Below are 13,049 nucleotides of genomic sequence, written 5' to 3'. Positions count from 1 at the left end.
CCAGGGCGCCTCGTGCGGCTTCGTTGATTGTTTTCATCCGACGATCAGCGGCAGGTGCCGCGTTCCCCATGACGACAACGGCCCTTCAGCGATGCCTCGAATTGAGCGGCGCAAAGCGAAAAGACGACGTGATCGCCAGCGCGCTATGGGCGAAAGAAGGAGCCGGATCGCGAGCGACGTCTCCGCTCCCGACGATGCACTTGAGGCACTTGGCTCTGCTCAAGATCATGAGCGACGTTACAGTCGCCTCAATTCGACGATCGGGGAATCGTGCGGTCCACACGCGATCGGAATCGTCACCTTATCAGCCTTGACCGATATGCCCGGACAAAGCCGTAATCGGCGTTCAATTGATTCCGCCCGCGCTCCGATCTCAGCCATCCGATGGCAGTCGACTGAAAAAACAAAGCGCCTATCCGTCCTTTGCGGAATATTTATTCTAAGGACGATCTCGTTGATTCGATGTCGTACGAATCGGACATGTCGCACGGCTTGATAGTTGTTGCATCCGACCATGCCATGTCGGATTAACGAATAGTTGTCCTTCTCTGATACATTCTTAGGTTGCTCAGGATGCTTTTGCGACCTATCGTCCGTGGCTCTGTGAGAGGTGATGCAAGCGATGTTGATCAATCTGTCTCCCACGCCGCCCGATGCTGTCATGCTGGCGGCCAGACTGTTTGCGGAAGACCCCAGGCCTCACAAAGTCAATCTCGGCATCGGCATGTACTATGACGAGGAAGGCCGGATTCCTCAATTGGCAGCGGTGCGCGAAGCTGATCATCGCCTTCGATTGCGCAACCGGCCGTGGCCCTATCTGCCCGCGGAGGGTTTGGTCGATCTGAAGAACAAGGCCATGCCGGTCGTGTTTGGCGAAGGCCAGGTGGATGATCTGCGCCGGCGCACGGCGTGGATCCAGACTGTCGGTGGTACTGGCGCCGTTCGCATCGGAGCGGAGCTCGCCCGGGCGATCGCGCCGGACGCGATGGCATCGATCAGCGATCCGAGCTGGCCGAATCACGAAGCAATCTTTCGCGCTGTCGGGGCCCAGGTTTCGAGCTACAGATATTACGATGCCGAATCCTGTAACATCGATGTCGACGGCATGCTTGAGGATCTCGGTCGTCTTCCCAGGGGGACCGTCGTCGTGCTTCATGGTTGTTGCCACAACCCGACGGGATTCGATCCGACGCCGGCGCAATGGAATCAAATCGCGCAGGTGCTGGCGGATCGCGGCCTGATTCCCTTCATCGATCTGGCCTATCAGGGATTTGGCGAAGGGCTTGAGGCCGACGCGCAGTCGGTTCGCATCATCGCGCAATCGTGCAATCTGATTTTCGTCAGTGTCTCTTTCTCGAAATCTTTCTCTCTTTACGGAGAGCGCGTTGGATTATTGTTCGTGGTCACCGAGAGCGAGGCCCAAGCGGCACTCGTCGGCGAACGCGCTCGCGCGGTTTCACGGGCGTTATATTCCAGCGCGCCAAGCAACGGAGCTCTTCTCATCGCCGAGGTTCTCGGCGATCCGCAATTGAAGAAGACGTGGATCGACGAACTCGATGCCATGCGCCGGCGTATCCTGCTGATGAGGGCTGAGCTCGTCGACCAGCTTGCTGGCGGCAATCGAGGAGCAAATTTCGTGCCGATCAAGGCGCAGCGCGGGCTGTTCTCGTATTCAGGCCTGACCCGCACCGAGATCGAGCGACTGAGAGTCGACCACGCGGTTCACGCGGTGGCCGACGGGCGGATCTGTCTGGCGGCGCTCAATGCGGGGAACCTTCCGTCGGTCGCTGCTGCAATTCGACAGGTTTCGAGCCGGCATTGACGGCGCCCGTGCAGTTTTGTCGCAACTTTAAGTCGAGTATAGTTAATTTTGCCCGAGTTCGGACAAGTTTTTGCAGGAGATGAGTTCGCGAAGGAGAGTGACCGTCAGTCGAATGTTGGGACGGTCATAGAACCTGTTTCACAATTGATCACCATGAACGAGCGCTCGCTCCATCAGCGAGAGCGCGAACGTGACGATCGAAATGCTCCGGAGGAGCTTGTGCAGAGTCTCGACAGATCGCTCTTGAAGCGAAGAGCAAAAGTATATCCAACTCTTAGAGAAATGTGTCTCGACTATGCATTCTGGCCGCGACAGCAGCTACATATCGAGGATCTCGCCGCTCTTCTGTCGTCGAGTGCGACGCCGGTCCGGGAAGCTCTCGCCCGCCTGGCTGGGGAGGGCCTGATCGAGGCGCTGCCCAACCGCGGCTACGTGGCGAAGGCGCTCTGCGAAGATCAGATGCGCGGCAATCTCGATCTTCTGTTCACGCTGCTGACGGACGCAATTGCACGGGCGAAGCCGGAGCGCTGGCCCATCCGGGCCGAGCAGGGCGCTCTGGACGAGCAGGATCTGTTCCGGTTGGCCGATGCGAACTTCATGAATATCGCGCGCCTGCCGGACAATGACGTGCTGTGCGAGCACATTGTCCGGCTGATGGAGCAGACGCGCTTCGTCAGGAGGCTGTATTTCGAGGACGACAGCGGCCGTGCGGAGATGACGGAGCCGATCAGATGGCTTCGTGACAGCCTGGTCACGCATGATGCGATGTCCGCGAGGCAGGCGCTCGACGATCAGATCCGTGATCTTCACGAGCGCCTCGGTGCGCTTATCAAAGAGGGGCGCACGCGCTCGATGACTGTCAACCGTGCGCCCACGCTCGTTCGAAGCGTCGGAGCGATACGACTCCCCACGGCTTGAGCAGTCGTCGTGGGCCCCAGACGCGGTTGCGCCTGGGCCCATCTATCTGCGTTCATCGGTCGCGTTCATGGCGGCAAGGTCAATGGCGATGGGACTTGAAATGAAGCTGCATATGGCTCTGGCTCGACGCGGGTGGAAGCATCGCCGATGGCCGGTCCCGGTGTGCCACTCACTTCACTACCCGTTGATGTGCCGTCGCGGCTCACGCGCTGCTTTCGCTGGCGCCTCGTCGGCGGCAGGAGTCTCCGATCAACATGCCTCGAACCCGTTTCCGTCCGGTCATATCAGGAGAGCGCAGGACACCATTGGCGATCACGGTCGGCAACGATCGGAATATACAATCGGAGATAGCATCAAATATTGCTTCCGATTGTCAGCAATCGTCTCCTATATGGAGCAGCTGCGTGCTGCATTCGTGCGGACTCCATCGATCTCGACCAGCGCTGCGGCGGTGCTTGCTGTGGAGGTCCGGCGCGGCGCAGGTCTCGGCGCGTCGGAATTCGGTCGAGCGGGCCATTGAACAAGCCGCCGGTGCCACGTGACCATCGATCAGCACCTGGCCCCAGGTCGGAAGGGAGAAAGTGAAGCATGTCGCTCAGGGTGGGAGATTACGTCCGCTATGCGGATTATCGCGCGCATTTCGACGCCGACGTCGCTCGGCCTCCCGTGCTGTGGCGAAGAAAGGATCTGCTCAAGGTTCTGGATGCAGCTGATAAGGACGAGCGCGGGACCGTTGCTCTCTCGAGTACGGGAACGATCGATGGGCTCACGATCATGGACGGACTCTCGATGACCGTTCAGGTCGTGCCGGCGGGATCGTCGACGCGGCTGCACTCTCATTCATGGTGGCATCTCTTCATCATCCAGTCCGGCCATGGTGTGGTCTGGTTTGGCGACGGCGGTGATGAGGCGCCCGTCCAGGCGGGCGACCTTCTGCTTGTGCCGGCCTGGAGCGAGCACGCGTTTCGGTGTTCATCCGAGGATGCCCTGGTAATGGCTGTGCTGGGTAATCTGCCGCAACAGGCGCGGCTATCGAACAAGCTCGCTCGCGAGCCGGCGGATTCAATGGCGGCCGGGAAACGCGCATGAGTGAGGTCGATCAGTCGCTTCCGCAAAAGGCATCCTGGCAGATCGGGTATCGCTGGATCGTGCTCGTCGTCGCGTCGATGGCGCAGGCAACTGCCTCGGTCGTGTCGCAGGGATCCTATGTGATGGTGCCGTTCTGGCGGGAGGCGTTCGTCCTGAGCGAGGCGCAAACCGGTGCATTGCTTGCTGCCATGAATGGAGGGCAGATCCTCTCCATGATCCCGCTGGGCACGGCGATCGATCGTTATGGTGAGCGCGTGGTCGTCGGCGTCACCATGCTGGCCATGAGCGCAGTATCATTCGCGATCGGACATTTTGTCGACAGCTATGTCGGGCTTCTGTTCGGTCTGGTGGCGCTCGGCGCGTTCTACGCATCGGTGCAGCCCGGCGGCACGCGCGCGATCCTCAAATGGTTTCCCCCCAGCGAGCGCGGCTTCGCCATGGGCATCCGCCAATCCGGCCTGCCGCTGGGAACGGCGGCGGCGGCATTGCTGCTTCCGGCGCTTGCAATCAGTGCCGGCTGGCGCAACGTCACCCTCGTGCAGGCCGGCATCGGCATGGCCGGTGCGCTGCTTTTTCTCGCCTTGCACCGGGATCGGGATCTGCCGCCACAAGGTGGCGCAAAGGGGCGCATTCCGTTCTTCGCTCTCGTCAAGATCATCAACGAGACACCTGGATTCAAGGCGACGTTGGCAGCCGGCGCCATCATGGCGGGATTCCAGTACACCTTCTCGACCTTCGTCGTCGTGTACCTCGCGTCGGCCGTCAAGGCGCAGCTCTTGACGGCTTCGTCGCTGTTCGCGCTGACTCAGATCGTGGGCGTGGTGGGACGCGTATCGCTGGTCTCGATCAGTGACAGACTCTGGCCTGGGCGGCGCACCCGAACGCTGCGCTGGCTAATGATCTCCTGCGCTGGTCTCACGCTGTCCCTGTTGATGCTGCCCGCGGGTGCCTCGACCGGCCTCTTGGTGCCGCTATTGGCCGCCTTCGGTCTCGCCGGCATCGGCTGGTATCCGGTCTGGCTGCTCCAGGTGGGCGAAAATGCACCGAAGGAGGCGGTGGCCGCGACCGTAAGTTTCGCCATGACGCTCAACCTCGTCGTGATCAGCCTCTCGCCGCCGCTCTTTGGATTGATTGCCGATCTCGGCGGGTATGTCGCTGCTTGGATCGCGGTTGCGGTCGGCGTGACGATCGGCGCGCTCGCGCTGCGTGAGCGTCGGGTCCCTGTCGCATGACCGACGCGCGCGGCCGCGAGGCATAGGGCGTTGCGCGGCCTTGAGGGAGTGCCGCTCGACAGGGAGTGCGCGCGAGAGCTGTGAGACCGGCGCCGGCCGCGCGCAAGTCTGCGGCGGCGGCGCTCGTCTGTGCGATGCGCAGACGGCGCGCGGCCCACCCAATGACTGCGCATCCGTCCGCGTGACACGGCGTGAAATTCACAACCTGCACCAGCGAAGCTCTGTCGCCATTCGCGCCGGGACATCTGCTGCTGTCGATGGCATTGAGCTGCAGCCAGCGCCGGCGAGGTGGGGGCGGATCGCCATGATTTCGCAAACGTGCGTGTCGTTCGTCGCGAAGGTCGAACTATATATTCGCTTCTATATCAGGCGATCACAATACCGGACATCAGACGACAAATCCGCTGGGATCGACGCTGCATGATAGAGCCAGATATAGCTTCTGCACGGTTCGCGGCCGTCTTAGTCTTGCATCAATGGTCTTGATGGACGTCGTGGTCCGATCTGATGGAGTAGACTGGTGTATGAGGTTTTTGCACTCCACGTGGCGTCCGATCCGCATCGTACGGTGGGGAAGAATTTCTTTTTCGATGCGCTGCCTGCCGATGTCGATACGGCGATGCCCCAGGATTATTTCTTCTGGGTGATCCGTGGAGATGATCGCACCATCGTGGTCGACACGTGTTTCTTGGGCCGTGCGGCAGAGCGTCGCGGCAGGGTGATGCACGCATTGCCAGGGGGGCTGCTTCGTGAGCTCGGGATCGAACCGGCGAGTGTCACGGATCTTGTCATGACCCACCTGCATTGGGATCACGCCGGTGCGCTCGGTGAGTTTCCGAATGCGAGAGTGTTTGTGCATGATGAAGAGCTCGCCTATTGCACCGGTTCCGCGATGCTGTATCAGCAGGTCAGCAAGATCTACGACGTCTCCGATATTCAGAATGTGTTGGGGCTGCTGTTCGGCGGGCGGCTGAGACTCATTTCCGCGGATCAGGAGACGCTGTTCCCTGGCATCGTGGCCGCGAAAGTGGGCGGGCACACGCCGGGGAGCCTGGCGCTGCAGGTGACGACCGAACGTGGCGTCATCGTGCTTGCATCGGATGCGGCGCACTTCTGGGCCAACTACAGCCGGCGGAGCCCATTTCCCATCCTGGATAATTTCCCGCAGGCGCTGCGTGCCTTCGACGATATCGAACGACTTGCGCTCGGCGAGCTGCATCGGGTCGTTCCCGGTCATGATCCGCTCGTACGTTCGGCGTTTCCGTCGTTGGGTCGGAATGAGCGGATCAGTTGTCTTCATGAGCAGCCGGTCGCCGACATCGCCTCCCTCGTGGCGGCTCAGTTCTCCTGAGAGGAGACGCCCCCCCGCATTCACGACGCCGGCACGCAGCGCGAGCCGCGTCGGGCCAATGCGGCAGGAAGACGGCTTCAACGGCGCTTCGCAGATCGAGAGAGTGCGCGTTGGCTGCATGGCTCAAGCGAGCATCGGAGATGACGGATGAATGATGCGTATGAGGTGGACACTGTCATCATCGGAGCAGGCATCGTGGGGGTCGCGCTGGCTCGGGAGCTGGCGTCCGCCGGGCGCGACGTGCTCGTCATCGAACGCGAGAAGCGCCATGGACAACATCAGTCGTCGCGCAACAGCGGCGTGATCCATGCCGGATTCTACTACCCGTCCGGCAGTCTGAAAGCGCGTCTGTGTTGCGGGGCCAATCGTGATCTCTATCGCTACGCGGAGAGCCGGGGCATCCCGCACAAAAAGGTCGGCAAGCTTGTCGTCGCGGCAAACGCAGATGAGGTGGTTGGCCTGGAGCGGCTCGCCGCCCGCGGCGCCGAATGCGGGGTCGACGGACTCGAGATTCTCGACGCGGACCAGGCGCGGCGGTTGGAGCCTCAATTGTCGTGCTTCGCGGCCATTCTGTCGCCGTCGACCGGCGTCATCGACCCGCTGGCTTATCTGTTGTCGTTACGCGGCGAGGCCGAAGCCGCAGGTGCGTCATTCGCGATGAGCTGCCGTGTGGTGCGAGGCGAACTGACGGCTGCTGGTTGGCGGCTCTGGCTTGCGGCTGAGGAGGGCATGGTCCAACTGGAGTGCCGGCTGCTGCTCAATTGTGCGGGCGTTGAGGCGCCGATGCTTGCCGCTTGTCTGGAAGGTTATCCTGCCGACCGTGTGCCGCCTCACTATTTGGCCAAGGGGCACTTCTTCACCTGCACGACTCCTGTCCCGTTCAACCGGCTGGTTTACCCCGTTCCCGGCAGCGTCGGTCTTGGTGTTCACTTGACCCTGGACGTGGACGGCAGCGCCAAATTCGGCCCGGATGTCGAACTCGTCGAGCGGATGTCCTATGACGTGCCGCCGGCGCGGGCCGAAGGATTCTACGCTGCGATTCGCAAATTCTGGCCCGGTCTTCCCAACGCGAGTCTTCAGCCGTCCTATGCGGGGATACGCGCCAAAATCGGTTCTGTCGGCGCTTCCCAGGATTGGGTCGTCGACATGCCGTCCGACCATGGCGTTGGAGGGCTCGTCAATCTATTCGGTGTCGAATCGCCGGGCATGACCTGTGCCGTTGCGTTGGCGCAAGAGGTGTCGCGGCGGCTTGGCGCCGAGTCTCTCCTGTGACAAGGCTTGGACGCGAGCTTCCAAGGAATGCCGACGTGGTTTCGAAAGCGCCGGAAGCCTAGCGGCTCACGCGTGGCACGGCTCGCCGGAAGCATCGCCGGCCGCTCCGCAAGCTTAACCGCGCGAGAAATCCTGTTCATCGCGCCGGCCGAGCATCGCTCTGAAGGCCATCTCTAACCTGATCGAGAACTCAGCACCTGTCCTGCCTGTCGTCAGGCGCGCCGGTGAGGGGCAGCCATCCACTGTCAAATCGTGTGCGTCGCCCTTGAGAATGCACCGAGTACACTGGCGCATCGTTAGATGCTGCCTAACATCCATCACGCTGCGACCATCTTCGAGCCGCGTCGTCCCATTCAGGTCGTGGCGCGAGTGGTTGCTCGATCCGTTTCACCGAAATGTCGCTTTCGACGTCGTGAGTTCACCGCAATCGAGCTCGACAATAATGATGAGTCATCGCGAAGCGATGCCGCTGCTCGGCCGTGTTGCGTAAGGCTCAGCTTGGTGTCGCCATCGCCGAGATGAGCCTTAGGCGTCCTCACAGCGGCTGACTTCTGCCGGGAAAACCGTGCGCATAGGCGCACTCCGGAAAACCGGTCCCTGCACGCAGCAATCAAATTGAGACAGATTCGATGCACGCAACTCATCGGCGCGGCATCTGCTCGGCGCCATCCTCAAATGCTGTGCATCCTTTAAACATCATCCGTCTCCGGGAAAATGCCATGCGTGCATTCGGGAAGTATGTCCCGTGGCGCGCCTTAGGATGAATCTAAACGACAGGGTCAGCTAATTAGACGATCGATCGTCGAGGCATTCTAATTAGTCGCGAACGCATTTGCGTTGCGGCCGATCAAATGTCGCCTTAAGCAAAGCGGTAAATGAGTAATGGCAATCTGTGATCGGTTTGTCGTCGCAAGTACGACTTTAGCGGGTAAGCTTCCAAGGAAGCCGACCGCAGCGTGATTTGCGTCCACCGAAGCAGATGCTGAGGCGCCTCGTCATCCGCGGTCACCGCAGGCCGATCGTGGGGTCAATTCGACGTGCTGGCCTGTGTTGGGGAGTTCGGTGGGAATGCGGCGTGCTTGCGTAGGGAGAGCGGTAGCTCCATTTGTTGCAACTCTGTTGGGCGGCGTGACGTTGTTCGAGGTGCCCGCCTATTCTCAGCCACAGGCTGAAATGGCGCTGCCGCCCGTCACTGTTGATGCCCCCGCGTCCCGGTCGGCTCGCGCCGTGCCCGCCAGGCGGCCTCCCGTGCGCATTCGGTCGGCGTCGCGGCGGAACGCGCCGCCGCCCCCTTCACGCGTTGACCGCGCGCCGGTGGCGCCGTCGTCATCGCCTGGCGTCGTGCCCGCCTTTGCCGGCGGTCAGGTCGCTCTCGGCGGGCGCGTAGGGCTCCTCGGAAATGTGCCTGCGATGCGGTCGCCCTTCAACGTCGCAAGCTATACGGATAATTTGATCCGGGACCGGCAGGCGGCAACAGCGGCGGATGCGCTGATCCTTGATCCCTCCGTGCGCAGCACTCATCCGGGCGGCGGTGTGCTCGACTCCTTCAACATCCGCGGCTTTCCGATCGGTGAAGGCAATAGCGGAGAATTCGCCTTCGAGGGCCTCTACGGAATCGCGCCGACCTATCGGCTGTTCACCGACTATATCGAGCGCATCGAGGTGCTCAAAGGGCCATCGGCCGCGCTGTCGGGCACTGCGCCGAATGGTGGCGTCGGTGGAGTCATCAATGTCGTGCCCAAGCGCGCTGGGGAGGATCTGACCCGCTTCACCCTGGATTACGGTTCGACCGCCCGGTTCGGAGGGCAATGGGACGTTGCGCGACGCTATGGTGCCGCGCGGGAATGGGGCGTGCGCGCGAGCGGCAGTCTGCGGGGCGGTGATACGCCGATCGACCGTCAGTCCGAGACGACCGGCGTCGGCTCGCTTGCCCTGGACTATCAGGGCCAGCGATACAGGTCCTGGCTCTATCTGCTCGCCCAGACCGATCGGTTCGACGCGCCTGTGCGGCCTTTCCTGATGGCTCCCGGCGTGCAGGTGCCGAAGGCGCCGGACGGCAAGCTGAATGTCACCCAGCCCTGGGAATGGTCGCACATCGACGACAAATCCGTGTTGTGGCGGAACGAATATGATCTGAGCAATCAGGTCACGCTGTTCGCCGATATCGGCGGCTCGCGAACCGATGTGTCACGCTTCTTCGGCCTGCCGACGATCATCAATGCGCGTGGCGATACCACGTCGACGCCGCAATTCTTTGGGCTGAATATCGATCGATATACCTATGATGGCGGATTCCGCGCCCGATTTGACACCGGCATTGTTCACCATGCCCTGACTGTCCAGGCCTCGGTCTATCATGACGAGCTGTACCGGCGCTTGACCAACGGAACGCCCGTTACCTCGAACATCTACAGCCCGAGCATCGCAGCCACGCAACTCGCCAACGATATGCCTGGACGTCCGCGGCTCTCGGACAGCACGCTCACCGGGGTGTCGGTCGCCGACACGCTGTCCGTGCTCGATGAGCGCGTGTTGTTAACCCTGGGCGTGCGGCGTCAGGGCATCGAGGCGAACAATTATCAGTCCAATGTCGGAACGCTGACCTCGTCCTATGACAAGAGCGCGACCACGCCCGTGGTCGGCCTCGTGATCCGCCCCCTGGAGCACCTTTCTCTGTATGCAAACTACATCGAAGGTCTCAGCCGCGGTGACGTGGCGCCGCAGACGGCCTCGAACTTCGGCGAAGTGCTCGCCCCCTATATCGCAAGACAATATGAGGCCGGTATCAAGGCCGATTTCGGCCGGCTCTCGACCACTCTCAGCGGCTTTGAGATATCAAAGGGCAGCGGAGAGCTGTTTGCGGGCCGCTTCGCGGCCACCGCGGAGCAGCGGGTGCGCGGGATCGAGCTCAACGTTGCCGGCGAACTCGCGCAGAACGTCCGCGTGCTTGGAGGTCTGGCGTTCCTGGATGGCACCCTGACCAAGACCGCGGTCGCGTCCAATGTGGGCCATACGCCGATCGGCGTTCCGAACCTGCAAGCCAATCTTGGCGCCGAGTGGGACCTGCCGTGGGTCGCAGGGCTCACTTTGAACGGCGCCGTCATCTATACGGGCAAGCAATTCATCGATGCGGGCAACAGCCAGTCCATTCCGGATTGGACGCGGCTCGACCTCGGGGCGCGCTACACGACGGCGATCAACGGCAAGAAGACGGTGTTCCGCGCGAATATCCAGAACGTGACCGGGGAGAGCTACTGGTCGAGCGTGGCGTCATTCGGGACCTTCTTCCTCGGTGCGCCGCGCACCTACCTGCTGTCGATGAGCGTGGACATGTAGTTGCCGCGTCGCCCGTCAGCCGGAACGTAAGCGAAGCACGATCATGAAATCCGCAACGATCCTTGTGCGGCTCGGGGAGGCGCGCGGCCGTGCTTCGCCTCCCCCACCGCTGCGCAGGGCGGTCCGAATTGCCCCCGCAGCTGGCGCCTTCGGAGCAATGGTGCGGCTCTGCTCCGAGGAATTGATCAACAACCGCCGCCTATTCAGATGGAGATCGAGTTGATCGAGATGCAAGTTCGCCTCGTATCGCCCGAATGCTTGATTCCAACCGAGGACGTCGACCCCGAAAGGGTCATCGCGCTGCAGGCGCAGATCCTGCGCCAGGGCACCTGGACTGTTCCCATTACGGTCGAGAAGGATGCGCTGTTCGTCATGGACGGCCACCATCGGCTCACGGTGGCGCGACGCCTGCGTCTGGCGTCGATCCCGGTGGTTCTGCTGGACTACACGGTCGTGCGGGTGGAGAGCTGGCGGCCGGATCGGACGATCACACCCGCCTGCATCTTCGCGATGGCGCGTAGCGGCCGAACTTTCCCGTGCAAGACGACGCGACACATCTTCGACCAGGGCCTGCCGAGCTGCAGCCTCTCGCTGGAAGCCTTGCGTCATCCCGCGCCGGCCAGGCCTGCACCAGCTGACCTCGCGAGGGCCGGCTGATGCTCTTGCACGGCCACAAGCCTGGCGCATGTTTGCCGCCTCTTCTGAGGTCCGGCGCCGTGGCGTTGCTCGCCGAGAACGGCACGCTGCTGCACGGCTGGATCGCGCATCATGGCTCCCCGACCCATCTGATCTGGCCTGAAGAGCTGCAGAACAACATCGCGTCGCTCAAGTGTGTGCTGCAGGATAGCGGCGTCGCGCACGCGATCTACTATGGAGCGAAGGCCAACAAGTCGCCGGCGCTGTTGGCCGCCGCGCTGGGCGCCGACGCTGGCATCGACGTGTCCAGCCTCTATGAGCTGCGCGAGGCAAGGCGGCTCGGTGCCGATGGTGCGCAGATCGTGGCGACGGGACCGGCGAAGACGGCCGCGTTCCACCGCGAGCTGATTGCAGCGAGGGCGCTGATTTCGGTCGATTCGCCCGAGGAGCTCGACGACCTCATCGATGCCTTGCCGTCGAATGAACGCGATCCGGCTTGGCCGGTGCTGCTGCGGTTGCGGCCTGGCAGCCAGGCACAAAGCCGCTTCGGCATGCCGGCAGCCGCCATTCGACATTGCCTGGCGCGGATCGCGGACGAGCGCAGATTGCGGTTCGATGGGCTGCACTTTCATCTCAGCGGTTATGATTGGCCGTCGCGCGCGCAGGCGATCGACGAGGTTGCCGGCCTGATCGGCGAATGCCGCGCACGTGGTTTTTCGCCGCGGATGATCGACATTGGCGGCGGGCTTCCGGCCCAATATGTCGATCATGACGTCTATCAGGCGCATCTCGGGGCACAGGCGCCCGAGGATTATCGCACGCGCGAGGTGCCGGCGTCGTTCTATCCTTACGGCGGAAGGCTCTCCGCGGCTGACTGGCTGCGCTGTCTGCTGCGCGCGCCGCTGGCCGATGGCCGCAGCATTGCGGACTATCTGAATGATGAGAGACTCGTGCTGGCGATGGAGCCGGGGCGGGCGCTGGCCGATCACGCCGCGCTGTCGGTATTCCGGGTGTCGCGCGTGAAGGCGCTGGCCTGCGATGCGCATGTCGTGTTTGTCGAAGGCAGCAGTTTCAGCGCATGCGAGACCTGGTTCCGATCCGAATTCCTGGTCGACCCGATCCTGATTCCGCGCGACGCGCGCCCGGCCGGCGCTCCGCCGATCAGAGCCTATCTCGCCGGCCATAGCTGCCTGGATGACGACGTGCTCTCCAACCGGTGGCTGACCTTTCCGGTCGCCCCGCAAGCCGGGGATCTTCTCGTCTACGCCAATACCGGCGGCTACCAGATGGATCTCCTTGAAAATCAATTCCATCGCCATCCGATGCCGAACCGCCTTTGCGTCGCCCAGGACGCCAAAGGGCAACTCACGCTCATTCCCGATACATAGGAGAG

At 62.2% G+C, this 13,049-nt stretch carries 9 protein-coding genes; all 9 read left to right on the top strand.

Going from position 1 to position 13,049, the window contains the following annotated elements; all coding sequences use genetic code 11:
- Positions 1 to 622: 622 nt before the first annotated feature.
- The 9 genes from ACVIJ6_RS08550 (at position 623) to ACVIJ6_RS08510 (ending at position 13,044) form a co-directional block, all read left to right on the top strand.
- Complete coding sequence (locus ACVIJ6_RS08550) at positions 623 to 1,822, top strand: aromatic amino acid transaminase (RefSeq protein ID WP_456772343.1); 1,200 nt, start codon at positions 623 to 625, stop codon at positions 1,820 to 1,822.
- 48 nt (positions 1,823 to 1,870) lie between these two features.
- Positions 1,871 to 2,740 carry a GntR family transcriptional regulator gene (locus ACVIJ6_RS08545; protein WP_456772342.1) on the top strand — a complete coding sequence of 290 codons (870 nt, stop codon included), beginning with the start codon at positions 1,871 to 1,873 and terminating at the stop codon, positions 2,738 to 2,740.
- Positions 2,741 to 3,328: 588 nt separating this feature from the next.
- A complete protein-coding gene (locus tag ACVIJ6_RS08540; protein ID WP_456772341.1) occupies positions 3,329 to 3,829 on the top strand; it encodes a cupin domain-containing protein in 501 nt (166 codons plus the stop codon).
- Positions 3,826 to 5,061: an MFS transporter gene (locus tag ACVIJ6_RS08535; RefSeq protein WP_012040948.1), complete on the top strand. Its 1,236-nt coding sequence runs from the start codon at positions 3,826 to 3,828 to the stop codon at positions 5,059 to 5,061. The genes ACVIJ6_RS08540 and ACVIJ6_RS08535 overlap by 4 nt, the downstream gene beginning before the upstream one ends.
- Before the next feature lie 520 nt (positions 5,062 to 5,581).
- Positions 5,582 to 6,412, top strand: coding sequence for an N-acyl homoserine lactonase family protein (locus ACVIJ6_RS08530; RefSeq protein WP_456772340.1), 831 nt, complete (start codon positions 5,582 to 5,584; stop codon positions 6,410 to 6,412).
- Between the two features lie 147 nt (positions 6,413 to 6,559).
- The gene (locus ACVIJ6_RS08525; RefSeq protein ID WP_456772339.1) at positions 6,560 to 7,684 is read left to right on the top strand and encodes an NAD(P)/FAD-dependent oxidoreductase; all 1,125 of its coding nucleotides are present in this window, start codon (positions 6,560 to 6,562) and stop codon (positions 7,682 to 7,684) included.
- Between the two features lie 1,410 nt (positions 7,685 to 9,094).
- The gene (locus ACVIJ6_RS08520; protein ID WP_456772338.1) at positions 9,095 to 11,020 is read left to right on the top strand and encodes a TonB-dependent receptor; all 1,926 of its coding nucleotides are present in this window, start codon (positions 9,095 to 9,097) and stop codon (positions 11,018 to 11,020) included.
- Positions 11,021 to 11,248: 228 nt separating this feature from the next.
- On the top strand, positions 11,249 to 11,677 hold the full coding sequence (locus ACVIJ6_RS08515) for a ParB N-terminal domain-containing protein (RefSeq protein WP_456776935.1): 429 nt from the start codon (positions 11,249 to 11,251) through the stop codon (positions 11,675 to 11,677).
- The gene (locus ACVIJ6_RS08510) at positions 11,677 to 13,044 is read left to right on the top strand and encodes a Y4yA family PLP-dependent enzyme (protein WP_456772337.1); all 1,368 of its coding nucleotides are present in this window, start codon (positions 11,677 to 11,679) and stop codon (positions 13,042 to 13,044) included. The genes ACVIJ6_RS08515 and ACVIJ6_RS08510 overlap by 1 nt, the downstream gene beginning before the upstream one ends.
- Positions 13,045 to 13,049: the final 5 nt, after the last annotated feature.

The sequence above is a fragment of the Bradyrhizobium sp. USDA 4369 genome, from assembly GCF_054056435.1.
The sequence above is the reverse complement of the archived record's forward strand: the minus strand, read 5'-3'. Positions and strand labels throughout refer to the sequence as shown.